This is a genomic window from Microbacterium sp. PI-1 (genome assembly GCF_004337555.1).
Classification (GTDB): domain Bacteria; phylum Actinomycetota; class Actinomycetes; order Actinomycetales; family Microbacteriaceae; genus Microbacterium; species Microbacterium aurugineum.
Genome location: NZ_SJYZ01000007.1, coordinates 1 through 23063 on the forward strand (window position 1 = coordinate 1; position 23063 = coordinate 23063).

The 23063-nt window shown below is 68.6% G+C and carries 23 protein-coding genes; 15 read left to right on the top strand and 8 right to left on the bottom strand.

The window, feature by feature from the left end:
- The 3 genes from E0W80_RS07830 to E0W80_RS07840 form a co-directional block, all read left to right on the top strand.
- The coding region (locus E0W80_RS07830; protein ID WP_205802319.1) for an NAD(+)/NADH kinase at nucleotides 1-751 on the top strand (751 nt) is incomplete at its 5' end.
- 34 nt (nucleotides 752-785) lie between these two features.
- A complete protein-coding gene (locus E0W80_RS07835; protein WP_047523305.1) occupies nucleotides 786-1544 on the top strand; it encodes an SDR family NAD(P)-dependent oxidoreductase in 759 nt (252 codons plus the stop codon).
- 34 nt (nucleotides 1545-1578) lie between these two features.
- Nucleotides 1579-3090, top strand: coding sequence for an SDR family NAD(P)-dependent oxidoreductase (locus tag E0W80_RS07840; protein WP_131491994.1), 1512 nt, complete (start codon nucleotides 1579-1581; stop codon nucleotides 3088-3090).
- A 9-nt stretch (nucleotides 3091-3099) separates the two neighbouring features.
- Here E0W80_RS07840 and E0W80_RS07845 read toward each other — a convergent pair whose 3' ends face one another.
- Nucleotides 3100-4008, bottom strand: a complete 909-nt coding sequence (locus tag E0W80_RS07845) for a sugar-binding domain-containing protein (RefSeq protein WP_165875421.1) — start codon at nucleotides 4006-4008, stop codon at nucleotides 3100-3102.
- Nucleotides 4009-4126: 118 nt separating this feature from the next.
- On the opposite strand from E0W80_RS07845, the gene E0W80_RS07850 reads away from it, so the two are divergent.
- Genes E0W80_RS07850 through E0W80_RS07865 form a run of 4 tightly spaced genes read left to right on the top strand, consistent with a single transcriptional unit; the run spans nucleotide 4127 to nucleotide 8347 of the window.
- A complete protein-coding gene (locus E0W80_RS07850; protein ID WP_131491996.1) occupies nucleotides 4127-5503 on the top strand; it encodes a sugar ABC transporter substrate-binding protein in 1377 nt (458 codons plus the stop codon).
- Between the two features lie 42 nt (nucleotides 5504-5545).
- Nucleotides 5546-6403 (top strand): sugar ABC transporter permease, encoded by an 858-nt coding sequence (locus E0W80_RS07855; protein ID WP_131491997.1) that lies wholly within the window; start codon nucleotides 5546-5548, stop codon nucleotides 6401-6403.
- A complete protein-coding gene (locus tag E0W80_RS07860) occupies nucleotides 6400-7263 on the top strand; it encodes a carbohydrate ABC transporter permease (protein ID WP_131491998.1) in 864 nt (287 codons plus the stop codon). Before E0W80_RS07855 ends, E0W80_RS07860 begins: the two co-directional genes overlap by 4 nt.
- Nucleotides 7264-7291: 28 nt before the next feature.
- On the top strand, nucleotides 7292-8347 hold the full coding sequence (locus E0W80_RS07865) for an NAD(P)-dependent alcohol dehydrogenase (protein ID WP_131491999.1): 1056 nt from the start codon (nucleotides 7292-7294) through the stop codon (nucleotides 8345-8347).
- A 45-nt stretch (nucleotides 8348-8392) separates the two neighbouring features.
- Here E0W80_RS07865 and E0W80_RS07870 read toward each other — a convergent pair whose 3' ends face one another.
- The gene (locus tag E0W80_RS07870) at nucleotides 8393-8731 is read right to left on the bottom strand and encodes a helix-turn-helix domain-containing protein (protein ID WP_131492000.1); all 339 of its coding nucleotides are present in this window, start codon (nucleotides 8729-8731) and stop codon (nucleotides 8393-8395) included.
- A gap of 76 nt (nucleotides 8732-8807) precedes the next feature.
- Here E0W80_RS07870 and E0W80_RS07875 point away from each other — a divergent pair, with 76 nt between their 5' ends.
- Entirely contained in the window at nucleotides 8808-9464 is a 657-nt protein-coding gene (locus E0W80_RS07875) for an NAD(P)H-dependent oxidoreductase (RefSeq protein WP_131492001.1), read from the top strand.
- A 597-nt stretch (nucleotides 9465-10061) separates the two neighbouring features.
- On the opposite strand, the gene E0W80_RS07880 is transcribed toward E0W80_RS07875, so the two are convergent.
- Nucleotides 10062-11126 (bottom strand): HAMP domain-containing sensor histidine kinase, encoded by a 1065-nt coding sequence (locus E0W80_RS07880; RefSeq protein ID WP_131492002.1) that lies wholly within the window; start codon nucleotides 11124-11126, stop codon nucleotides 10062-10064.
- Between the two features lie 10 nt (nucleotides 11127-11136).
- The gene (locus tag E0W80_RS07885; protein ID WP_131492003.1) at nucleotides 11137-11808 is read right to left on the bottom strand and encodes a response regulator transcription factor; all 672 of its coding nucleotides are present in this window, start codon (nucleotides 11806-11808) and stop codon (nucleotides 11137-11139) included.
- An 87-nt stretch (nucleotides 11809-11895) separates the two neighbouring features.
- On the opposite strand from E0W80_RS07885, the gene E0W80_RS07890 reads away from it, so the two are divergent.
- Genes E0W80_RS07890 through E0W80_RS07910 form a run of 5 tightly spaced genes read left to right on the top strand, consistent with a single transcriptional unit; the run spans nucleotide 11896 to nucleotide 16099 of the window.
- The gene (locus E0W80_RS07890) at nucleotides 11896-12561 is read left to right on the top strand and encodes a M15 family metallopeptidase (protein ID WP_131492004.1); all 666 of its coding nucleotides are present in this window, start codon (nucleotides 11896-11898) and stop codon (nucleotides 12559-12561) included.
- Nucleotides 12558-13682 (top strand): alanine racemase, encoded by a 1125-nt coding sequence (gene alr / locus E0W80_RS07895; RefSeq protein ID WP_131492005.1) that lies wholly within the window; start codon nucleotides 12558-12560, stop codon nucleotides 13680-13682. Before E0W80_RS07890 ends, alr begins: the two co-directional genes overlap by 4 nt.
- Nucleotides 13679-14629: a D-alanine--D-alanine ligase gene (locus tag E0W80_RS07900; RefSeq protein WP_131492006.1), complete on the top strand. Its 951-nt coding sequence runs from the start codon at nucleotides 13679-13681 to the stop codon at nucleotides 14627-14629. Before alr ends, E0W80_RS07900 begins: the two co-directional genes overlap by 4 nt.
- Nucleotides 14626-15669: an acyltransferase family protein gene (locus E0W80_RS07905; RefSeq protein WP_131492007.1), complete on the top strand. Its 1044-nt coding sequence runs from the start codon at nucleotides 14626-14628 to the stop codon at nucleotides 15667-15669. Before E0W80_RS07900 ends, E0W80_RS07905 begins: the two co-directional genes overlap by 4 nt.
- A 40-nt stretch (nucleotides 15670-15709) precedes the next feature.
- Entirely contained in the window at nucleotides 15710-16099 is a 390-nt protein-coding gene (locus tag E0W80_RS07910) for a VOC family protein (RefSeq protein ID WP_131492008.1), read from the top strand.
- 13 nt (nucleotides 16100-16112) lie between these two features.
- Here E0W80_RS07910 and E0W80_RS07915 read toward each other — a convergent pair whose 3' ends face one another.
- The 4 genes from E0W80_RS07915 to E0W80_RS07930 form a co-directional block, all read right to left on the bottom strand.
- A complete protein-coding gene (locus tag E0W80_RS07915) occupies nucleotides 16113-18647 on the bottom strand; it encodes a DEAD/DEAH box helicase (protein WP_131492009.1) in 2535 nt (844 codons plus the stop codon).
- Between the two features lie 168 nt (nucleotides 18648-18815).
- On the bottom strand, nucleotides 18816-19529 hold the full coding sequence (deoD, locus tag E0W80_RS07920; RefSeq protein ID WP_131492010.1) for a purine-nucleoside phosphorylase: 714 nt from the start codon (nucleotides 19527-19529) through the stop codon (nucleotides 18816-18818).
- Between the two features lie 249 nt (nucleotides 19530-19778).
- On the bottom strand, nucleotides 19779-20447 hold the full coding sequence (locus E0W80_RS07925; RefSeq protein WP_131492011.1) for a DNA alkylation repair protein: 669 nt from the start codon (nucleotides 20445-20447) through the stop codon (nucleotides 19779-19781).
- An 89-nt stretch (nucleotides 20448-20536) separates the two neighbouring features.
- On the bottom strand, nucleotides 20537-21574 hold the full coding sequence (locus E0W80_RS07930) for an FUSC family protein (protein WP_047523288.1): 1038 nt from the start codon (nucleotides 21572-21574) through the stop codon (nucleotides 20537-20539).
- Between the two features lie 71 nt (nucleotides 21575-21645).
- Here E0W80_RS07930 and E0W80_RS07935 point away from each other — a divergent pair, with 71 nt between their 5' ends.
- A complete protein-coding gene (locus tag E0W80_RS07935) occupies nucleotides 21646-22704 on the top strand; it encodes a DUF998 domain-containing protein (RefSeq protein WP_131492012.1) in 1059 nt (352 codons plus the stop codon).
- A gap of 109 nt (nucleotides 22705-22813) precedes the next feature.
- Nucleotides 22814-23044 (top strand): hypothetical protein, encoded by a 231-nt coding sequence (locus E0W80_RS19125; protein ID WP_165875422.1) that lies wholly within the window; start codon nucleotides 22814-22816, stop codon nucleotides 23042-23044.
- Nucleotides 23045-23063: the final 19 nt, after the last annotated feature.

Here is a 23063-nt window from a genome sequence, read left to right on the forward strand (position 1 = left end):
CTCCACGCCCGCCGTGCTCGGGGTTCCGGCGGGCGTGAAGATGTACTCGCCCGTGTTCGCGGTCAGCCCGCGGGCGGCCGGGGCGATCGCGGCCGACTGGATCGACCGGGACGGACTTCCCACCGACGACCGCGAAGTGCTCGACATCGACGAGGCAGCGATGCGGCAGGCTCGTGTCGACCCGACGCTGTACGGGATGCTCCGGGTGCCCTACCGCGCCGGACGGACGCAGGCACGGAAGGCCGCGACGCCGGTCACCGAGGCCGCCGCCGTCGAAGCCGCCGCGCGGGGAGCCGTGGCGCGCATGCTCCCGGGCGTCCGCTATCTGCTCGGACCCGGCGGCACGACGGCCGAGATCGCGAGGCAGCTCGGCGTCGAAGGATCCCCCCTCGGTGTCGACGTCGTCCTCGACGGTGCCGTGCGCGTGCGGGGAGCCAGCGAGCAGGAGCTCCTCGCCCAGATCGCGCAGGGCCCGGCCCAGGCCGTGATCACCGTGATCGGCGGCCAAGGATTCCTGCTCGGGCGGGGCAACCAGCAGCTCTCGGCCGCGGTCCTGCGCGCCATCGGCCCCGATCCGCTCCTGGTCGTCGCACCGGAGCAGAAGCTCATCGACCTGCACGGCCGGCCCCTTCTCGTCGACACCGGCGACCCTGATCTGGATGCGAGACTCGCCGGACACGTCCGCATCATCACCGGCGTCGGCACCCGCAGCCTCTACGCCGTGACCGCCCCCGAACTGACCCCCGCCTGACCGATCCGGCGGAACGAACCCGAAAGGACACCCCATGCGTCTCGAGAACAAGAAGGCCATCGTCACCGGCGGCGCCGGAGGCATCGGTCGTGCCACGTCGCTCGCGCTCGCCGCGGAGGGCGCTGCCGTCGCCGTCGTCGACCTGAACGCGGAGGCGGCCGAAGGCGTCGCCGCGGAGATCCGTGCGGCGGGTGGCTCGGCCATCGCGATCGCCGCCGACGTCGCGAGCGAGGCCGACATCGAGCGGGTCATCGCCACCGCGGTGGCCGAGCTGGGCGGCGTGAACGTCGTCTTCAACAATGCGGGCATCATCCGCCGCACCACGGCCGTGGAGACGACCGTCGAGGAGTGGGACCGGGTGTTCGGCGTGAACGTGCGGTCGATCTTCCTGATGTGCAAGCACATCGTGCCGATCATGGAAGCGGCCGGAGGCGGCTCGATCATCAACACCGGGTCGGGGTGGGGCCTCAAGGGCGGAGGCCAGGCGATCTCGTACTGCGCGTCGAAGGGCGCCGTGGTGAACATGACCCGCGCGCTCGCGATCGACCACGGGCCCGCCGGCATCCGCGTGAACTCCGTCAACCCCGGAGACGTGAACACCGGGATGCTGCGCGACGAGGCGCGTCAGCTCGCGCAGGACACGAACGCCTTCCTCGCCGAGGCCGCCGACCGCCCGCTGCGCCGGATGGGAGAGCCGAGCGAGGTCGCACAGGCCGTGGTGTGGCTCGCGAGCGACGACTCCTCGTACGTCACCGGCTCGGCCCTGGTGGTGGACGGCGGCGGCATCGCCTGAGCGGGGGGGGCGGGGAAACTCGCGTAAAATCGGGATGGTGACCGACGCGAACCCTGAACTCGGCGCCGGCATCGACCCGGACGACCTCGCCACGACGCTGCGCGTGCTCGCCGAACTGCACACGATCGACAACGAGCACCCGGACTTCGTCGCGGTGCGCCACGCGACCGCGGCCATGTTCAAGGCCGTCAAGCGCGTGCGTCGCAAGGAGATCCGCGACGCGATCGCCGAGGCCGACAAGGCCGTGGTCGCCCGCACCGCCACCGGTGCCCCGGACCGCATCGACGACGAGACCCGGGGCCACGACCTCGCCACCAGCGTCGTGGACGCCCCGATCGCGGGCGAGCTCCTCAAGCCGCGCAACTGCTACATCTGCAAGCAGCCGTACACGCAGGTCGACGCGTTCTACCACCAGCTCTGCCCTGACTGCGCCCGCTTCAGCCACGGCAAGCGCAACGCCCGCACCGACCTCACCGGCAAGCGCGCCCTGCTCACGGGCGGCCGCGCCAAGATCGGCATGCACATCGCGCTGCGTCTGCTCCGAGACGGGGCGCACACCACGATCACGACGCGCTTCCCGCGCGACGCCGTGCGCCGGTTCTCCGCGCTGCCCGATTCCGCCGACTGGCTGCACCGTCTGAGGGTGGTGGGCATCGACCTGCGTGACCCGGCACAGGTCATCGGGCTCGCGGACTCGGTCGCCGCTCAGGGTCCGCTCGACATCCTGATCAACAACGCCGCCCAGACCGTACGGCGCTCGCCGGGGGCGTACTCGCTGCTCGCGGATGCCGAGCTGCAGCCGCTCCCCGACGGACCGCTGCCCGAGATGGAGACGTTCGGGCACACGGTCGATCCGCACCCGCAGGCGCTGCAGGCCTCGGTCGACTCGCATCCGCTGTTGTCGGTGGCGGCGCTCGGCGGCACCGTCGCGGAGCAGGGTGGCCAGGCGCTCACGGCCGAAGACCTGGCTCGCCTCGCGATGGCCCCCGGGTCCTCCTCCCTCGAGAAGCACGCGGACGGCACCGCGATCGATGCCGGCGGACTTGTGCCCGATGTGAATCGCGTCAACAGCTGGGTGCAGTCGATCGAGCAGGTCGACCCGCTCGAGATGCTCGAGGTGCAGCTCGCGAACACGACCGCCCCGTTCCTGCTGATCAGCCGCCTGCGCGCATCGATGGCCGCCTCCGCGGCGCGTCGCACCTACGTCGTGAACGTCTCGGCGATGGAGGGGCAGTTCTCCCGCCGCTACAAGGGGCCGGGCCACCCGCACACGAACATGGCGAAGGCCGCGCTCAACATGCTCACCCGCACCAGCGCCGGCGAGATGCTCGAGAAGGACGGCATCCTGATGACCGCGGTCGACACGGGCTGGATCACCGACGAGCGCCCGCACTACACGAAGGTCCGGCTGGCGGAAGAGGGCTTCCACGCGCCGCTCGATCTGGTCGACGGTGCCGCCCGTGTGTACGACCCGATCGTGCGCGGGGAGGCCGGGGAGGACATCCACGGCGTGTTCCTGAAGGACTACGAGCCCAGCCCCTGGTGAGGGCGCGGGTCAGAGCGCGTCGAGAGCGGCACGCGCCGTCCCTTCATCGGTGATCAGGGTGGTGACGAGTCCGGATCGCAGGGCGGCGAGCACGGCGCGCTGCTTGCCCGCACCCCCGCCGAGGGCGATGCGCGTCGGGGTGCGCTCCAGCTGCGCGGTGGTGATCCCGATCAGGCGTCGGTGGAGGCCGTCGACCTCGTTGCCGTCGATGTCGAGCAGGGTCGTGCCCAGTTCGGCGACCACCCCTCGGCGCAGGAGGGGAGCGAGTTCGTCGAGTTCGTCGAGCTGGGAAGCCAGCAGTGAGCTGCGCGGCCAGCCACCGACCGTGAGCGCTGCCATGTCGATGTGGTCGATGCGCGCCAGGGCCTGTTGCACGGCGGGCTCCCGGGTCACCGCGTCCCACGAGCGGGCACTGCGGGTGACGAACGAGGCGGGGAGGGCGAACATCCTCCCCTTGGCGACGCCGCTGAGCTGACTGATCGCTTCGAGGTGCGTCCCCGCGTCGACCGAGGCGAAGCCGGTGAGCTGGACCACGTCGCAGGTGGCCACCTCCCGGATGCGGCCGCACGTGTCGAGGATCGTCCGCCCGGGGCCGAGACCCACGATGGCGTCTTCGCCGATGGTCTCGCTCAGGAAGCGTGCACCGATGCTCGCGATCGTCGTGCGGGTGCGTGTCTCGTCGTTCGAGGGGGTGAGGGCCACGAACGCCGATTCGAGACCGTAGGCGCGGCTGAGTGCTTTCGAGAGCTCGGGGGCGATGGGCTCCGGCAGGCGGGTGCGGACCTCGACGAGACCGTCCTCGCGCGCTCGCCGGATCATCCGCCCCACGAGGAATCGCGAGATGCCGAGTTCTTCGGCGATCTCGATGGTCGATCGTCCGTGCTGGAGATTCTGGACGGCAGCGTACGCATACTGCACAGATTCGGTTGTTGAAAGAGTTGTGCACATATGAGCACTCTAGTGACTCACATGAGGACATTCCCTGTACTCTCGAACGCAAGTCACACGGAACCCGTCGCAGTTCGAAGGAGTATCGATGAACAACAGCCGAAAGCGTGCGCGCGCCCACAGCATCACCGCCGCCGTCGTCGTCCTCACCACCGCCGGCCTCCTGGCCGGCTGCGCGCCGAGCGACAGCACGACGTCCTCGACCGACGTCTCGTCGTTCGACTGGACGAACTACAGCGGCGAGAAGCTGAGCATCCTCATGAGCGAGCATCCCCTCTCCGACGCCGTCCTCGACCACGTGTCCGACTTCGAGGAGAAGACCGGCATCGACGTCGACATCGAGACGCTGACCGAGTCCGACTACATGGTGAAGATCCTCACCGAGCTCCAGTCCGGCGCGGCCGGCTACGACGTCTTCATGACCTCCCAGCCGATGAACTACCAGTACGCCGCGGCCGGCTGGATGGAAGACCTGCAGCCGTGGGTCGACGACGACACGCAGACAGCTCCGGACTACGACTTCGACGACTTCTTCCCCTCGCTCATCGAAGCGGAGCGGTGGGACACCACGGAGTTCGACGGTGCGGGCGAAGGAGGTCTCTGGGCGATTCCCGCGAACGAGGAAGGCTACGCCCTCTTCTATCGAAAGGACATCCTCGAGGCCAAAGGCGTCGCGGTGCCACAGACGATCGACGAGCTCATCGCCGCCGCGCAGAAGCTCGACGGCACCGAGTTCGACGGCAAGACCATCTCCGGGTTCGTCAGTCGCGGCGACAAGACCTACCCCACCCTGAACCCGTTCTCCACGTTCGCCGGGGCCTACGGCGTCCAGGACATCACCGACGGCAAAGCCACCGTCAACTCGAAGGCGGGCAACGAGGCCGTCACCAAGTGGATCGAACTCATGCGCACCGCGCCGGAAGCGGCGAGCACCTACACGTGGTACGAGGCACAGCAGGATTTCCTCGCCGGGAACTCCGCGTTCTACATTGACGCCGACCACATGGCCCCCGACTTCGAGAAGGAGGGCAGTGGGATCGCGGGCAAGGTCGGCTACGCACTGCCGCCCGAGGGGCCGAAGGGGCGTTCGTCGAGCATGTGGGTCTGGTCGCTCGGCATGAACGCGGCGTCCACGCACAAGGGCGCTGCCTGGCAGTTCATCCAGTGGGCGACGTCGAAGGAGCTGCTGACGGATTCCATCGCGAACGGCAACCTCAACCCGACGCGCCTCTCCGTCGCCGAGAGCCCTGAACTCTCCGCCGCGACCGAAGGTTGGGGGGACTACAACGAGGTCTGGAAGAAGACCCTGACCGACTACGCGGAGTGGCCGTACGCGCCGTCTGCGAGCTGGACGACGGTCGGTGACATCTGGGCGACCGCGATCCAGTCGGCGCTGCTCGACAAGGCATCCGTGAAAGACGCTCTGGATGACGCGGCGACGAAGATCGACGCGGCGATCGAGTGACCTCGGCGGACCGGAGATGACGATCGGAGTGGACAGAGAGTCATGAAGCCCAAACCTCATTTGCCGTACCTGCTCGTCCTGCCGGCACTCGCTGTTCTCGTGGCGGTGCTCTACCCCTTCCTCACCGGTGTCTGGTGGTCGTTCACGTCCTACCGACTGAACCGGGGTGCGCCGACGTTCAACGGTGGCGCGAACTACCTGAACCTGTTCGTCACCGGGGAGGGGCTGCACGCGATCGGCATCACGCTGCTGTACGCCGCCGTCGTCGTGAGCGTGGAGTGCGTTCTCGGCATCGGACTCGCGATGCTGCTGAACTACGGTCCGTACGGCAGCACCTTCCGCCTGCTGATCGTCCTGCCGCTCCTGCTGCCCCCGGTGATCGCCGCGCTGATGTGGAAGGTGATGCTGACCGAGAACGGTGTCGTGAACTGGCTTCTCGAAGCCGTCGGCCATCCCGGACTGCTCTGGCTCAACGGCCTCGACAGCGCCCTGTGGTCGGTGATGATCATCGACATCTGGATCTTCACCCCGTTCGTCGTGCTCCTCGCACAGGCCGGCCTCCGCAGCGTTCCGCAGGAGCTTCGCGAGGCCTCCGCGGTCGACGGTGCGGGTCCGGTCCGGAACTTCTTCTCCATCACGCTGCCGATGCTGGTGCCCGTGCTCATCGTGATCATCGCGTTCCGCGGCATCGACTCCTTGAAGATGTTCGACATCATCTACACGACGACCAAGGGTGGGCCCGTGGACGCGACGACCAACCTTCATGTGCTCGCCTACCTGGACGGCATCCGCAACATGAACTTCGGCGCGGCGATGGCGGCCCTCGTGGTGCTGTGGGTGCTGTGCAACCTGCTGTCGTCCGTGCTGCTCCGGGCGCGTCGGGCGGAGGCGGGAGCATGAACGCCTCTCCGAGCGGTTCCGTCGCCCGGTCCCGTCGTCGCAAGAAGCTCCTGCGGCACGGTGCGGTGATCGCGTCGCTGAGCATGTGGAGCGTCTTCGCGCTCGCGCCCCTCGTGTGGATCGTGATGATGTCGTTCAAGAAGGCCGAAGACATCGTCGCCTACCCGCCCACCTTCGCCTTCACTCCGACGTTGACGAACTACGTCGAGGTGCTGAGCGGTGCGAAGTTCATGGCCCCGTTCGCGAACTCGCTCATCGTGACGGTGGGGTCGCTGCTCGTGACGGTCGTGATCGGCCTTCCGACCGCGTACGCACTCGCACGCTTCTCGTTCCGGGGACGCGAGAACATCGCGTTCGGGATCCTGTCCCTGCGATTCGCTCCCGAATTGCTGATCATCCTGCCGCTGTATCTGCTGTTCCAGAAGACGGGCCTGTACGACTCTCATCTGGGGTTGATCCTGGCGTATCAACTCGTCACGCTGCCCATGCTGGTGTGGATGCTCCGCTCCTTCATCGAAGATCTGCCCGGCGAGCTGGAAGAAGCGGTGGCCATGGATGGGGGCACGCGCTGGACCGCTTTCCGTCACGTGCTCCTGCGACTGATAGCACCGGGCCTCGGCGCGAGTCTGATGCTCTCCTTCGTCTGGGCGTGGAACAGCTACACGCTGCCGCTGGTGCTGGCGGGGAAGAACACGCAGGTCATCACGACCGGGATCCAGCAGTACATCTCCGCGCAATCCATCGACTGGGGACCCATGGCAGCGGCCACGGTCGTCTCCCTCATCCCCGGGATTCTCTTCGCGGTGTTCTCACTGCGCTGGATCGTCGGCGGTCTCACCGCCGGCACTGTCAAAGGCTGAAAGCCCGCACGACCGAAAGGTGCCACCCATGTCCGTTCCTTCCACCATGTACGCCAGCGTGCTCACTGGGCCGAAGCGCGTAGAGCTCGAGAGTCGCCCGGTCCCCTCCCCGGGTGCGGGCAGCGTCCTCATCAAGGTCACCGCGGTCGGCGTCTGCGGCTCGGACACCCACTTCTTCGAATCGGGTGCCGTCGGAGACATCGTCGTCCGGGACCATGTCGTGCTCGGGCACGAGACCGCGGGGGAGATCGTCGCCGTGGGTGCGGGCGTCGATGCGAGCCGCGTGGGGACGCGGGTCGCTGTGGAGCCGCAGACGCCGTGTCGCGCCTGCCGCTTCTGCAAGCGCGGCGCCTATCACCTGTGCCCGAGCATCCGCTTCTTCGGCGCCTGGCCGGTCGACGGCTCCTTCGCGGAGTTCGTGATCGTCGACGCCGACTTCGCGCACGAGATTCCCTCGGCCATGACCGACGAGCAGGGCGCGCTCGCCGAACCCGTCTCGGTGGCGATCCACGCGGCCCGTCGTGCAGGTGTCACGGCGGGCGCGAGGGTGCTTATCACCGGAGCCGGCCCGATCGGGGTCCTGACCGCGCAGGTCGCGAAGGCGTTCGGTGCCGTCGAGGTCGTCATCAGTGATCCGATCGCGAAACGGCGGGACTTCGCCCGCGCACGAGGGGCGGACGAGGTCATCGACTCCGCGGGCGACGGGCTCGCTCGCTTCGACCAGTACTTCGACATCTACATCGATGCATCGGGCAGCGCCCAGGCCATCCGTGCCGCGCTGCCGACGATCGTCCGTGGAGGCATCGCGGTCCTCGTCGGCATGGGTGGTAATCAGCTCGACGTTCCTGTCGCGATGCTGCAGCACCGAGAGATCACGCTCACCGGTACCTTCCGGTACGTCAACACATGGCCGACGGCGATCGACCTGATCTCCCGTGGCATCGTCGACACCTCGGGGATCGTGACCGGACGATACGGCTTGGACGGCGTCGAGGATGCACTGATGAAGGCGAAGACGGATCCGGAAGCGATCAAGACCATGATCATCCCCGCTCTCACCGTCTCCGACGCCCGGACGGGCTGAGCGACAGCGAGGAGCGACGCCCTCGCCGGGGTGGCGGATACGAATTCAGTGGGCGCGAGTGGCGAGGTTCGCGGAGGCCCATCGGCCGAGCTGGTCCAGGATCGGCAGGAGCCCCTCGCCACTTGGCGTGAGCGCATAGGAGACGGTGATCGGCGGGCCCGCGTCGACCGTGCGCGCGATGAGTCCGGCATCGGAGAGTTCAGCGAGCCGATCGGAGAGCACGGTGTCGCTGATGCCGGCGACGGCGCGGCGCAGGGCGACGAACGTGGACGGCCCACCGCCGAGTGACGACACGATCATGCCGTTCCACCTTTTCCCGAGCACGCTGAACGCCAGTGTGACGGCGACGTCGCACACCTGACGTTCTTCGTCGACCTCGGCCATTCCCCCATCCTACCCGTGCTACGTTAAGCAGTGTCGCTAAGAAAAACATAGCGACTACGAAAACGAGAGGTAGGCCATGTCCCTGTTCCGCCTGGATGCCAGCATCCTTCCCACGTCGTCCGCCAGCCGGGCGCTCGCCGACCTCGTCGAGGCCGAGTGGACCGCGTCCCACCCCGACTCGATCGTCACCCGCCGCGACCTGGCAAGTGACCCGGTGCCGGCGACCGCGTGGGCGGACGCCGTGACCGGTGGATTCGTCGACGAGGCGCAGCGCACCCCCGCGCAGCGCGACGCCCGCGCGCTCGCTTCGACATTCGCCGACGAGTTGATCGGTGCAGACGCGCTTCTGTTCGCGGTGCCGCTGTACAACTACGGCGTCTCGCAGCACTTCAAGACGTGGTTCGACCTGTCCTACACCGATTCACGCATCGACCCGACCGGCACCGCGCTCAACGGCAAGCCTGCGACGCTCGTCACCGTGCTCGGCGGCAACTACTCGCCCGGCTCGCCGAAGGAGGGCTGGGACCACTCCACCGGCTGGCTGCGCCGCGTGCTCGAAGACGCCTGGGGCCTCGATCTGCGCGTGGTGCAGCGTCCGTTCACGCTGGTCGGCGTGAATCCGGCGCTCGACGCCTTCGCTGACACTGCGCGCGAGCTCAAGGAGAACGCCGAGTCCGACGCCCGCATCTACGGACGCGAGCTCGCCGCGACGCGCGACCCTCGCGTGGCCTGAGCCGAGCGGTCTTCAATGCCATGGAGGCAGATTCCATTGAACGGGCGCGATTGGCAATTGAAGAAAGAAAGTGCGAAGACCTTCGTGGGATACGTCTGTCCTACCCGTCTCGATCACGAGGGTCTTCACACTTTGTGATGTCTTTCGGAGGCGGATTAGCTCACAGAAATTTCATACGGGAAGCCTGCATCGCACGCCTTAAAAGTGACCTTGCCGCCTGACGCGCCAAAGGGAATCGTCTTCTTGTTGACCGTGTTCCAGAGGTCGGTCGAACACTTCCATTTGATGGTCGTCTGGCCCACGCATGTAGCGGTGAGGCTGCCGTTGCTGTGTGTGATCTTCGAACAGGTTCCCGCGTAGGCGGGGGATCCGCCTCCCACGAGGAGTCCGAGCGCGAGTGCGACACCAGCGCTAATACCGAGGATCTTCTTAGACTTTTTCATTGCATTCTCCGGTCTTCTTCGTTGCGCGGCCCTTCTTAGTTCTCCCCGGACCGCGGTCACAATATACACAGCGGCGGAACTGAGGGCGGACCGACATCCGGTCGTCTTGCAGATTCTCGCCCGCTGGATGGGGCGATACAGCGCCAATGAATAGTCAGGCTAATGACTCGGGGTATGGATGCGGCAGCCACACCGTCACGTTCAGGCCGCCGTCCGTGCGAGGCGTGAGCACCAGAGTCCCGCCGTGGGCCTGCGTGATGCGGTCGACGATCGCGAGGCCGAGCCCGGCACCGGCATGGTCGTCTCCGCGCGTGCGGTCGGCGCCGCGCTGGAACGGCTCGACGAGGGTGGCCACGCGGTGCGCCGGCAGCGCCTCGCCGGTGTTCTCGACGACCAGTGCGACAGCGTGGGGCATCGCGTGCGTGCGCACGGCGACAGCTCCGCCGGACGGCAGGTTGTGCACGATCGCGTTGAGAACGAGGTTCGTCACCAGTTGCGGCAGGAGGGCGGTGGAGCCGAGCACCGGGGCCGGGACACCACCCACCTCCATGGCGACGCCACGACGATCCGCGAGCGGCACGAGCGCTTCCACCGCGCCCTCCGCGAGGAGCGAGAGGTCGACGATCTCTCGGGGGAACGTCCGCTGATCCGCGCGGCTGAGCAGCAGGAGCGCCTCGGTCAGGTCGATCGCGCGAGTGTTGACCTCCTGCAGACGAGAGATCAGTGCATCGACGTCGCGGTCGGGATCGTCGCGGGCTACCTCGAGAAGGGTCTGAGATATCGCCAACGGAGTCCGCAGCTCGTGCGAGGCGTTCGCGGCGAACCGCTGCTGCTCGGCCACGTGGGCCTCGAGCTGTTCGAGCATCGAATCGAAGACGTCAGCTAGGCCGCGAAACTCATCGCCGGGGCCGGGGAGCATGATTCGGTGTGAAAGCGATCCCTGCGCTGCTAGCCGCGCTGCGTCGCCGATACGCCCCAACGGTGCCAGCATGCGTCCGGCGAGGATCCAGCCTCCGGCTAGCCCGATCACGAACAGGACAAGCATTGCTATCGCAGCGACAGGAACGAATACCCTCATGAGGTCGCTGCGGTTGGGAAATACTTCTACGGTGTCCGGCACATACCGCAACAGGTAGAAGACCACCGCTCCCAACAGCAGGATGCCCGACACCACGACGATCCCCGCATAACTCAGCGTGAGCTTGAGCCGGGCACTCATCCCGCGCCGCCTAGGCATCGGCGTCCGTCCCGATCCGGTATCCGACGCCGGGCACCGTCAAGATCAGCCACGGCTCACCCAAACGTTTGCGCAGCGAGGACACGGTGATGCGCACCGCGTTGGTGAACGGGTCGGCATTCTCGTCCCAGGCGCGCTCCAGCAGCTGCTCGGCGCTGACCACCCCTCCCTCGGCGTCGACGAGCACCTCCAGCACGGCGAACTGCTTGCGGGTGAGGGCGACGTAGCGGTCGTCGCGGTACACCTCGCGACGGAACGGATCCAGGCGCAGCCCCGCGACCTCGAGCACGGGCGGCCGGGATCGTTGTCTGCGTCGGTCCAGGGCACGCAGACGCAGCACGAGCTCGCGCAGCTCGAAGGGCTTGGTCAGGTAGTCGTCGGCACCGATCTCGAATCCGGTGGCCTTGTCGTCGAGACGGTCGGCCGCCGTGAGCATCAGGATCGGGATGCCGGTGCCGGAGGCCACGATCCACCGCGCGATGTCGTCGCCGGACGCGCCCGGAACGTCGCGATCGAGCACGGCGATGTCGTAGGAGTTGATGCTCAGAAGCTCCAGCGCGGTGTCGCCGTCGTTCGCGATGTCGGCCGCGATCGCCTCCAGGCGCAGCCCATCCCGCACCGCCTCGGCGAGGTAGGGCTCGTCCTCGACGATCAGTACACGCATGGCTGCGATCCTACGCAGTGGGGCATATCGGGAGCATATGGAAAAGCGCATACGTCCTCGCAACGCGCGTCCTCCTTCACTGGGAGCATGAACACCCGCACCACCTCCCTCACACCGCGAGCCCGCCGCCGCCGGACCGCTTCGGTCCTCATCGGCCTCGCGCTGGCCGTGATCGTCGCCTTCGTCGTCCAGCAGTCGCTGTCCGCGGCCTTCGCCGATGCCGAGCGCACCGGTCCGCTGCCCTCTTCCACGCCCCGGCCGAGTGGGCAGAGCGAAGGGTCGGTCATCGCCCCGAGCGAGGCCGACGGGGTGATCCGCGACGGCGACCAGCCGACCGTCTTCGACGTCGATCGGGTCGCCGTGGGCAACCTCGACGCGTCGCTGCTCGCGGCGCTGCAGCGTGCCGCATCGGATGCGGAGGCCGACGGGGTCACGTTCCGGGTGAACAGTGGATGGCGCACCCCCGCGCTGCAGGAACGGATGCTGCAGGACGCGATCGCGCAGTACGGCTCCGAGGCGGAAGCGCGGCGATGGGTGGCGACTCCGGAGACATCGGAGCATGTGACCGGCGACGCCGTCGACCTCGGTCCGCTGCCCGCCTTGGACTGGCTCGTCCAGCGGGGATGGCGCTACGGGCTCTGCCAGATCTACGCCAATGAGTCGTGGCACTACGAGCTGCGTCCGGAGGCGGTCGACCAGGGCTGCCCCGAGATGCTGCCCGACCCCACCGCCGACCCGAGGACGAAGCGATGACCACCCTCCTGCCCGCCCCGCGGGTGACTCTCTCCCGCCTTCATGCCCCGACGCTGCAGACCATCCCGGAGGCCGTCGCCGAGAACGTACGGCGGGTGCGGGCCACGTGCTCCGCGCGCATCATGGCCGTGGTGAAGGCCGACGGCTACGGGCACGGCGCCGTCACGGTCGCCGAGGCCGCGGTCGCCGCCGGCGCCGAATGGCTCGGGGTCACCGATGTCGCCGACGCCGTCGCCCTGCGTGATGCCGGGCTCACCGTGCCGATCCTCTCGTGGCTGAACCCCTCGGGGGCCGATGCGGAGACGGCCGCGGCGCTTCGCATCGACGTCGCGGTCGGCTCTGTGGAGGAGTTGCGCCAGTTGATCGCCGACGCCGTGGATCCGGTCCGCGTGCACCTGCACCTCGATACGGGGATGGCCCGGGGCGGGTGTCCGCTCGACGATTGGGAGGAGCTGTTCCGCACCGCACGCGCGGGGCGGGGCAGGGTCGAGGTGGTGGGTGTGATGGGACATCTGCCTCGTGCCGACGAAGCCGACCCCCGGGCGAACGCGGCGGCCGTGCTGCGCTTTCGGCAGGGCAGGGACGCCGTGCTCCGGGCCGGCTTCGGGCCGGTGCTCGTGCATCTCGCGGCGACGTCCGGCGCGCTCACCGATCCGGGGACGCACTTCGACATGGTGCGGATCGGTGCGGGGCTGGTGGGTATCGACCCCTCCGGGGCGACGGCGCTGGCCGGTGCCGCGCGGTGGACCGCCCCGGTCGTGCACAGCGCGCTCGTCCCGGCCGGGACGGCGGTGGGCTACGGGGGCGCGCACATCACGGAACGGGAGACGCACCTGAGCGTCGTGGGCGTCGGATACGCGGACGGGATCCCGCGGGAGCTCGCGGCGGAGGCGGCCGTGGCGATCGACGGGGCCCGGTATCCGATCGTGGGGAGGGTGTCGATGGATCAGATCGTGATCGATACCGGCGCCGTGCCGGTTCCGCGCGGCACGGTCGCCACGGTGTTCGGACCCGAGGGGGGAGTCGTGCCGTCGGTGCAGGAGTGGGCGCGGTGGGCGGGCAGCATCCCGCACACCGTCGTCACCGGCATCGGAGCACGAGTGCAGAGGAGTGTGGCATGACCACGAGGGTCCTGGTCATCGGTGGGGGGCAGAACGCCGAGCACGAGGTGTCGCTGGCCTCCGCGGCCGCGGTCGCCGCCGCGCTGCGCATGGGCGATCACGAAGTCACGAGTGCGACGATCGATCGAGAGGGGGTGTGGAGGGCCGACGGCATCCCGACCGGGGTCTCGGCGGCGGAGTCGCTGGCGCTCGCGCTTCCGCTGCTCGCCCGCACCGACGTGGTCTTCCCGGCGGTGCACGGCGCGCTCGGGGAGGACGGCGCGCTCGCGGCCCTGTGCGGACTCGCCGGAGTGCGCGTGGTCGGGTCGGGCCTGCGGGCGGGCGCGATCGGCATGGACAAGTGGACCACCAAGCTGGTCGCGGAAGCAGTGGGCCTCGGTACCGCCCGCGGTCGTCTGGTCGCCGCCGAGGATATCGGGGACGTGGAGTTCGAGGGCGAGGTCGTCGTCAAGCCGGTGTCGGCCGGATCCAGCCACGGCGTGAGTCTGGTGAGCGAGGAGGGTGGGCTGCTCGCGGCGCTGCGGGAGGCGGCGCGCTTCGACCGGCGGATCCTGGTCGAGGAGGTCGTGCGGGCACGCGAGATCGACGTGGCGGTGCTGCGCGAGAAGGGGGGTATCCGCTGGGCGGCCCCGCCCCTGGAGATCCACGCGACCGGGCTCTTCGACACCGCCACGAAGTACGACGGCAGCGCGCGGTTCACGGTCCCGGCTCAGCTCGACGCGGCCGAGGTGGCGGCGCTCAAGCGGGCGGCGATCGCGGTCTTCGACGCCCTCGGCTGTGACGGGGTCGCACGGATGGACTTCTTCCTCACCGATCGGGGTCCGCTGCTGAACGAGGTCAACACCATGCCGGGGCTGACGGCCGCCTCGCAGGTGCCGCGGATGTTCGCGGCGGCGGGCGTGACCTACGTCGACCTGGTGGCGCGGCTCGTGCGTGCGGCGTCGTGACCGGCGCGCGTGCGCCGCGGGTCGGTTGGCCGGATGTCGCGAAGGGCATCTGCATCATCCTCGTGGTGCTGTGGCACGTGGTGACGAAGGTCGCGGTCGAGATGCCCGGCGCGGGACCCGTGACAAACGTCTGGGTGATGCTGAACGCGCAGCTGCTCCCGCTGCGGATCCCGCTGTTCTTCCTGGTATCCGGGGTGTTCGCCGCCCGGGCGGTGCTCGACGTGGGCGCACGCTCCTGGCGTCGTCGAGCGGGGCGCCTCGCCCTGCTCTACGTCGTGTGGGTGCTCATCCAGACGTTCGTGCTCGCCCTGACGCCCGACTTCGACACGGCACGGGCGAACGACGGATGGGAATTGCTCGCGCAGCTGACCCTCAGCCCGACGAACCTCTGGTACCTGCTCGCGCTCGCGGTCTACCTGACGATCGGTCGGCTCACGCGCGGCCTCCCGACGGCCGTCGTGCTGTCGGTGGCCTTCGTGATCGCGGCGGTCGCCGGTGCCGGGGTCATCCCCGACCTCGGCAACCTCTGGCAGTTGGTGCAGAACCTGTTTTTCTTCCTCCTCGGGCTTCGGGGGCGTCCGGTCGTCGAGCGCTTCGCGCAGAGCGTCGGGGTGTGGCGCACGCTCGCGCTCGCCGCCGTCTACGTCGCGGCGCTGGCGCTCGTGGCAGGCCTGACCCTCCGTCTGCTGCCGGGGGTGTGGCCCGCGCTCGCCCTGATCGCCGTGGCGTGCGGGGTGTCGCTCAGCGTGCTCCTGGACCGGCACCTCGAGGTGGTCGCCCGAGCGCTGCGCTGGATCGGCCGGCGGACCCTGCCCATCTACGTGCTGCACATGATGCCCCTCGCCCTGATCGATGCGGGGCTGGATGCTGCGGGCTGGAGGACGACGCCGGTGCTCGAAGCCATCGGCCCTCTCGTGCTGACGGCGTCGGTGATCGCGATCTGTCTGGGAGTACATGCGCTGCTCGTGCGCGGCGGACTCGGCGCGCTGTTCGACCCCCTGCAGGCGATCGACCGCCTGGTGCCGCACCCGCGGCGATGAAGGCCTCGACAATCGGCGGCGGACGGCGGATCCTGGAGTCATGGCGGCCTTCACAGCGGACAGCGCGTTCAGCGGATTCAGCGTCGACGACATCGATGCGGCGAAAGAGTTCTACGGCACGACCCTCGGCCTCGACGTCGAGGTCAACGCGATGGGGTTCCTCGACCTGCGGCTGCCCCGCGGCGGGTCGATCCTCGTCTACGCGAAGCCGAACCACACACCGGCGAGCTTCACGATCCTGAACTTCCCGGTGGCGGATGTCGACGCCGCAGTGGACGAGCTCATCGCGCGCGGGGTGCAGACCAAGATCTACAGCGACGAGGAGTTCCCGTCCGATTCGCGTGGCATCGTGCGCGGCAACGGTCAGGGCCCAGACATCGCGTGGTTCCGCGACCCTGCGGGCAACGTGCTCGCCGTCCTGCAGGCCTGACGACCGGACGCCGCTACAGCCGGTCGACTCCGGTCACCGTGACCACGGCCTGACCGGCGTCGTCGGACTCGGCGAGGTCGATCGTCGCGGTGATGCCCCAGTCGTGGTCGCCGGCGGGATCGTCGAGGATCTGCCGCGCGGTCCAGGTGGTCGGCCCTTCGGTGAGGACCAGCAGCTTCGAACTGCGGGCGTCCGCACCGGTGAGGATCTCGTCGTGGTCGGCGAAGTACCCGTCGAGGGCGTCGGACCAGGCGTCGGCTCCGAAACCGGGGTCGAGCTCGGCGAGCCCGTCGACGTCGTCCCGCGCGGCGAGCTGCACACGGCGGAACAGCTCGTTCCGGACCAGGATGCGGAAAGCGCGGATGTTGCTCGTGAGGCGCTTCGGGGCGGGTGGGACGATCGGTTCGTCGGGCGCGTGAGGATCGAAGCGCCCGTTGTCGACGCCCGCGACCAGTTCCTCCCACTCATCGAGCAGGCTCGAGTCGACCTGGCGGACCAACTCGCCCAGCCACTCGATGAGGTCGCGCAGATCCTCATCCTTGAACTCCTCGGGGATGGTCTGCGAGGCCGCACGGTAGGCATCGGAGAGGTAGCGCAGCACCACGCCCTCGGACCGCGCGATCTTGTAGTACGCGACATATTCCCCGAACGACATGGCTCGCTCGTACATGTCGCGCACCACGGATTTGGGGTGCAGTTCGAAGTCGCGGATCCACGGCTGCGCCGCGCTGAACGTCTCGAACGCGGCTGACAGCAGCTCATCGAGCGGCTTCGGGTAGGTGATCTGCTCGAGCAGCTCCATCCGTTCGTCGTACTCGATGCCCTCGGACTTCATCGCGGCGACCGCCTCGCCGCGGGCCAGGAACTCCTGCTGGCTCAGCACGGCGCGCGGATCGTCGAGCGTCGACTCCACGATCGAGATCATATCGAGAGCGTAGGAGCCGGTGCCCGTGCCCGCGGTCGGGTCGGGGTCGAGCAGCTCGAACGCGGCGAGGGCGAAGGGTGACAGCGGCTGGTTGAGCGCGAAGTTCGGCTGCAGGTCGACCGTGAGCCGGATGTCGCCGTCAGGGGTCTTCTCGACGATGCCCGATTCGCGGAGGGTGCGGTAGATGCCGATGGCCCGGAGCGCCAACTCGCGCTGGCGCTTCCGCGGCTCGTGGTTGTCATATACCAGCGCGCGCATATTGGCGAAGACGTCGCCGCCACGGGCGATCACGTTGAGCATCATCGCGCTCGTGATCTGCATGTGCGAGGTCAGTGTCTCCGGCACCGCGTCGATGAGCTTGCGGAACGACGGCTCACCCCACGACACGAAACCGTCCGGGGCCTTCTTGCGGACGATCTTGCGCTTCTTCTTCGGGTCGTCGCCGGCCTTCTTCACGGCCGCGACGTTCTCGCTCTCGTGCTCGGGGGCCTGCGCGACGACCGTGCCCGCGGTGTCGTAGCCCGCACGGCCCGCGCGGCCGGCGATCTGGTGGAACTCGCGGGCGTTGAGCTGCCGCATCCGGGAGCCGTCGAACTTCGTGAGCGCAGTGAGCAGCACGGTCCGGATCGGGACGTTGATGCCGACGCCGAGCGTGTCGGTGCCGCAGATCACGCGCAGCAGTCCGCGCTGGGCGAGCTGCTCGACCAGGCGGCGGTACTTCGGCAGCATCCCCGCGTGGTGCACGCCGATCCCTGCGCGCAGGAAGCGGGAGAGGGTCTTTCCGAACGCGGTCGTGAAACGGAACTGGGCGATCAGCGCCGCGATCTCGTCGCGCTGCTCGCGGGTCGCGACCTTGGTGCTCGACAGCGCCTGGGCCCGCTCCATCGCGGCCGCCTGCGAGAAGTGCACGATGTAGATCGGTGCCTGCCCGGTGCTCAGCAGATCGTCGATCGTCTCGTGGATCGGGGTCGTCTCGTAGAAGAAGTGCAGGGGCACAGGGCGCTCGACGCCGGTGACCGTCGCCGTCTCGCGGCCCGTGCGACGGGTGAGGTCCGCCGCGAGTTCGGTGACATCGCCGAGGGTCGCCGACATCAGGACGAACTGCGCCTGCGGCAGCTCGAGCAGCGGCACCTGCCACGCCCACCCGCGGTCGGGGTCGGCGTAGAAGTGGAACTCGTCCATCACGACCTGGCCGACGTCGGCATCGGCGCCCTGGCGCAGCGAGAGGTTCGCGAGGATCTCGGCCGTGCAGCAGATGATGGGCGCGTCGGCGTTGACCGCAGAGTCGCCCGTGACCATCCCGACGTTCTCGGCCCCGAACACGTCGACCAGCGCGAAGAACTTCTCGCTCACGAGTGCCTTGATCGGTGCCGTGTAGTAGCTGCGCCGTCCGGCGACCAGTGCGCTGAAGTGCGCGCCGATCGCGACGAGCGACTTCCCGGTGCCGGTGGGGGTGGACAGGATCAGGTTGTTGCCGGAGACGATCTCGATGACCGCCTCGTCCTGCGCGGGATACAGCCGGATGCCGGTCGACTCCGCCCATTCGACGAATGCGAGGTAGACGGCGTCCGGGTCCGCGGCGTCCGGAACGATGGCGGGGTCGAGCCGCGGCGAGGAAGTCATGGTCCCTCGATCATCCCATCCGCCGTCCGTTCCGTTCGTCCCGCCGCCCTGCCGTCCTGCCGCCTGTTGTGAAGGAGATCTCGCGATTCGAAGGACTCGTCCGGGGAATCGCTCCTTCGAATCGCGAGTTCTCCTTCGTAGCGTGGGGTCTCCGTCGCTGCGTGGTGGTCAGACCGTGGTCGCTGCGCGCAGCGCGATGCGGATCATGTCTCCGAAGGTCTGCTCGCGCTCCTGCGCGGTCGTCTGCTCGCCGGTGACGATGTGGTCGCTCACGGTGCAGATCGCGAGGGCACGCCGACCGTAGTACGCCGCGAGCGTGTAGAGACCGGCGGCCTCCATCTCGACGCCGAGGATGCCGTGCCGCACGAAGGGTTCCGTGAGCTCGGGTCGGGTGCTGTAGAACTGGTCGCTCGAGAAGAGCTGCCCCACGTGCACGGTCGACTCGAGGGTCTCGGCCTCACTCGCCTCGACCGCGGCGCGCAGCAGGGAGAAGTCGGCCACGGGCGCATAGTCGAGTCCGTGGAAGCGCACCCGGTTGATGCCGGAGTCCGTGCTGGCGCCGTTGGCGATGATGATGTCGCGGATCCGCACATCCTCGGTCAGCGCTCCGCACGAGCCGACCCGCACGATCGTCTGCACGTCGTAGGAGTCGAACAGTTCGTTCGCATAGATCGCCATCGAGGGCTGGCCCATCCCCGAACCCTGGACCGAGACGCGGTGCCCTTCCCAAGTGCCGGTGAAGCCCAGCATTCCGCGCGTCTCGGAGTACAGTTCTGCATCCTCGAGGAACGTCTCGGCGATCCACTTCGCCCGCAGCGGATCGCCGGGGAACAGGACGATGGGGGCGATCTGACCGGGCTCTGCCGCGATGTGGGTGCTCATGACCTCAGCGTATCCAGCGCCCACACGTATCCGTCCGGGCGAACGCGGCTCCTGAAGGAGAACTCGCGGAATGAAGGAGCGGATCCCGGATGCGGACCTTCAGGGCGGGAGTTCTCCTTCAGGATGTGAGTTCTCCTTCACAGCGTGAGTTCTCCTTCAGGGCGTGAGTTCTCCTTCAGGGCGTGAGTTCTCCTTCAGCGCCTCAGCCTCCACAGGATGAGCGCCTCAGCCCCCACACGCGGGGACGCCTCAGCCCTCGCGGCGTCGGACGATCTCGTCGATCCAGAGTGGCGCGAAGGGCGAGGTGCAGCCCGGTGCGGTCGGGTAGTCGGCGAGGACCTGCAGACGCTCGCCGATGTCCCGGGCCCTCGCGCGGTGGTCCGGATGGAAGATGCCGATGTTGGCGAGGGTCTCGTTCATGGCCCACTGCAGCCGTGGCGGTGCATCCTTCAGGTCGCGCTCGATCAGGTCCAGCAGGTGCGGCAGGTCGAGTCCGTCCGCGTCCTTCATCACCCGCACGGTCGTGAGCGACCAGGCGGCGGCGGCCACGGTCGGGTCGGCGTCGTCGAACCAGCGCAGCCGCAGTTCCTCGGCCAGCGGTGTCTTCTTGGCGACGTAGTTCACGAACCAGTCGTTGACCTTCGGCGGGCGGGTCTCGCGCAGCATGGCGTCGAGCTCATCGGCGGTGAAGTCGCGCGGGCGGCAGATCAGCAGGGCCAGCAGCCGTGCCGGGGTCTCGCCGGTCGCCCACAGCTCCTGCGCGAGAGGCTGGTCCGTCTTGATCTTCTTGGCCAACGCGCGCATCCGGCTGAGGTTGATCCCGTGGTCGTCGCCGCGCTTCTCGTTGGCGGCGCGCATCTTCGGATCCTCGAGCGCGGCGAGTTCGTCGAGGGCTTCGGCAACGGTGACGTCGGACATGCCTCCAGGGTAAGCGGCTTTCGAATCGCGTGAATGGTCCGAAGTCGGCGTCGGATGCAACACTTTGCGCGACGAGAAAGGCCGACGGGTCAGTCCTCGTCGAGGAGCTCACCCCTGATCCGGCGCAGATCCTCCATGAGAGAGCCGATCAGGATCCAGTGCTGGGAGGACGGCGGGCGCAGCACGAGCGGGGCGGTGAGCGCGGGGATCGTGGAGGTCAACGTCTCGGGTTCCGGCGATGCCTCGGCGACCTGCACCGCGAGGCGGACGTCGTGCCCGGCCCGCCGCAGCTGCTCGGCGATCGCGACCACGGCCGGCTCCTCGCCGATCGTGTCGTCGTAGTGGTCGAAGTAGGCCCGGGTCATGCCGATCGTCTGGGTCACGATGGGGGACAGCCGCTCGAGGAGCTCCCGCATCTCCCGCAGCTCCGCGCGATGCGTGGAGCGCCGAGGGTTCAGCGTGAGCGATTCCTCTCCGGCGGCGATGGAGGCGTCCGCGGCATCCTTCATCGGCCGCAGCAGGCGTACTTCGAGCATCAGTTCCTGCAGCTGTGCGGGCGTCTGCGGTTCCGGGAGCGCGACGGCGAGTCGGTCGAGGCTCGCGGCGAGTTCGCGCCCGAGGAGGCTGACATCCCGCAGTGCCGGAGCGACCAGCACGGGAGGGACGATGAGGGCGTTCACCACGATGCCGATGGCCACGCCGATCAGCGTCTCCACGATGCGCGCGAACGCGTATTCAGGACTCGACGAGCCCAGCGCCAGCACCAGCATCGCCGAGATCGCGACCTGGTTGCCCGTTCCCGGTGAGGCGCGGAACACCCACGCGACCAGCATCGCCACGACGATCGCGAGCAGCACGATCCAGGTCGGCGAACCGAACAGCAGGCCCAGGGCGACGGCGATCACGACTCCCGCGATCACCCCGATGCTGCGTTCGAGCGCCTTTGACAGCGACTGGTTCACGCTGGGCTGCACGACCAGGAGGGCGGCGATCGCGGCGAAGACGGGCAGCTGCGCGGGGAAGACCCATCCGGCGATGAGCCACGCGGCGATCGTCGCTGCGGCCGACTTCACGACCTGCAGCAGCGGAGAGCGCTGGGAGGCGCGGATCGCGGCGGGGATGCGCATGCCTCCACGGTAGTGCGCGGGCGGCGGGGAGCGGGGTTCCGTCCGTCCGTCGTGCGTGCTTGCATGGGCGCATGGATCAGGACGCGAGGCTGCGCGGCGAGACCACGGCGGTCTGGGCGACCGTGATCTGCTTCGTCCTCGGCACGATCGCCGGCATCCTGATCCTGGGTCCCGCCGCGCGCCCGCTCACGGGTACGGAAGCCCTCGCGATGCCGGCCGCGGTGATCGCGGGGGTGATCGCCGCGGCGGCCTTCCTCACGAGCACGCTGATGCACCGGCGTGGGGAGACGGCGCCCATGCCGCGCTGGCAGGCGGTGGTGTCCGACCTCTCGTCGATCGCCCTGACCGTCGCGTTCGGAGCCGTCACGATGATGGGCGTGCTGTTGACCGCCGAGGTTCTGGCGGCGGGCCTTCAGGGGCTGCAGCTCGCCGCGATCGGGGGTGGGCTCCTGACCGGTGTGGCCTCGGCCGTCGGTGGGCGCTTCGCGTTCGGGGCCGGTGTCGACCTTCGCACGGTCGATCTCGCCGCGCTGCTGTTCGGGTTCCTCGTGATCGGCACGCTCTTCGCCATGGTCACGGCGGCCGATCCGCGATGGTGGGAGGAGAATTTCTCGCAGCTGGGCTCCGGGTCGTGGGCTTTCAACGGAACCCTCCTGGTCGCCGGCCTCCTCGTCGCGACCGTGGGGTCGTACATCGGCCGCGACCTGCACCGCCTCCTCGGCGATACCGCCCTCCCTCGGCTCGCCGTCGTGGTCGGGGCATGGGCGGCGACGGGCGTCGCGCTCGCTGCGGTCGGGCTGCTGCCGCTGCACCGGGTGCCGCTCCCGCACGACATCGCCGCCTTCGCGACTCTCGTGTTGTTCGCCGTGGCGGCGGCGACCACCGTGGCATCGATCCCCGGGCGACCACGCGCTCTGCTGATCACGTCGATCGGGGTGGGCCTCCTCCTCGCGGTCGCGATCGTGCTGTGGGTCCCGTTCGGGCTGTACTCGACCACCGCTGTCGAAGCCATCGTCGTCGGGCTCGGACTGCTGTGGATGGCGACCCTCGTCCGCGTCCTCGCGATCCTCGCGCCCGATACCTCCCGCCCTTCGGCGCGAACCTCCCTGATGCGCCCCCGGCACGCGTAGTGCCGGCATCCCTAGACACCGGAATCCGAAAGATAGGGCATCTGCCCGATGTCGAGGGGCCCCCTCAGAGCGGACTCTAGGGATACGCAGAACCATCGAGGAGAACCCCATGTACGAGCACCCGTATCTCAGCGAACAGCTCACCCGGCACGACCAGGAGCAGATGGAGCGTGCCGCCGCCCGACGCCTCTTCCTCATCGAGCACGCCGACCAGATCCGGCCGCGTCCGGAGGGAGCCGTCCGACGCATCCTGCGCCGCGCGTTCGGCAGCGCCTGGCAGCGGTCGGCGACGGCGCCCACGTCCGCTCGGTGCGACGCTGCGGCAGCTCCCGCGCAGTGAGCGGCGTCCTCGCGAAGCG

Bases quoted from the DNA above. Each gene is read 5' to 3' on its own strand.
- E0W80_RS07875 (WP_131492001.1), top strand. From the start codon at position 8,808: ATGTCCCTGTTCCGCCTGGATGCCAGCATCCTTCCCACGTCGTCCGCC.
- E0W80_RS07840 (WP_131491994.1), top strand. From the start codon at position 1,579: ATGGTGACCGACGCGAACCCTGAACTCGGCGCCGGCATCGACCCGGAC.
- E0W80_RS07885 (WP_131492003.1), bottom strand. From the start codon at position 11,808: ATGCGTGTACTGATCGTCGAGGACGAGCCCTACCTCGCCGAGGCGGTG.
- E0W80_RS07935 (WP_131492012.1), top strand. From the start codon at position 21,646: ATGGATCAGGACGCGAGGCTGCGCGGCGAGACCACGGCGGTCTGGGCG.
- E0W80_RS07835 (WP_047523305.1), top strand. From the start codon at position 786: ATGCGTCTCGAGAACAAGAAGGCCATCGTCACCGGCGGCGCCGGAGGC.
- E0W80_RS07890 (WP_131492004.1), top strand. From the start codon at position 11,896: ATGAACACCCGCACCACCTCCCTCACACCGCGAGCCCGCCGCCGCCGG.
- E0W80_RS07930 (WP_047523288.1), bottom strand. From the start codon at position 21,574: ATGCGCATCCCCGCCGCGATCCGCGCCTCCCAGCGCTCTCCGCTGCTG.
- E0W80_RS07900 (WP_131492006.1), top strand. From the start codon at position 13,679: ATGACCACGAGGGTCCTGGTCATCGGTGGGGGGCAGAACGCCGAGCAC.
- E0W80_RS07915 (WP_131492009.1), bottom strand. From the start codon at position 18,647: ATGACTTCCTCGCCGCGGCTCGACCCCGCCATCGTTCCGGACGCCGCG.
- E0W80_RS07865 (WP_131491999.1), top strand. From the start codon at position 7,292: ATGTCCGTTCCTTCCACCATGTACGCCAGCGTGCTCACTGGGCCGAAG.
- E0W80_RS07925 (WP_131492011.1), bottom strand. From the start codon at position 20,447: ATGTCCGACGTCACCGTTGCCGAAGCCCTCGACGAACTCGCCGCGCTC.
- E0W80_RS19125 (WP_165875422.1), top strand. From the start codon at position 22,814: ATGTACGAGCACCCGTATCTCAGCGAACAGCTCACCCGGCACGACCAG.
- E0W80_RS07880 (WP_131492002.1), bottom strand. From the start codon at position 11,126: ATGAGTGCCCGGCTCAAGCTCACGCTGAGTTATGCGGGGATCGTCGTG.
- alr (WP_131492005.1), top strand. From the start codon at position 12,558: ATGACCACCCTCCTGCCCGCCCCGCGGGTGACTCTCTCCCGCCTTCAT.
- E0W80_RS07850 (WP_131491996.1), top strand. From the start codon at position 4,127: ATGAACAACAGCCGAAAGCGTGCGCGCGCCCACAGCATCACCGCCGCC.
- E0W80_RS07910 (WP_131492008.1), top strand. From the start codon at position 15,710: ATGGCGGCCTTCACAGCGGACAGCGCGTTCAGCGGATTCAGCGTCGAC.
- E0W80_RS07860 (WP_131491998.1), top strand. From the start codon at position 6,400: ATGAACGCCTCTCCGAGCGGTTCCGTCGCCCGGTCCCGTCGTCGCAAG.
- E0W80_RS07855 (WP_131491997.1), top strand. From the start codon at position 5,546: ATGAAGCCCAAACCTCATTTGCCGTACCTGCTCGTCCTGCCGGCACTC.
- deoD (WP_131492010.1), bottom strand. From the start codon at position 19,529: ATGAGCACCCACATCGCGGCAGAGCCCGGTCAGATCGCCCCCATCGTC.
- E0W80_RS07870 (WP_131492000.1), bottom strand. From the start codon at position 8,731: ATGGCCGAGGTCGACGAAGAACGTCAGGTGTGCGACGTCGCCGTCACA.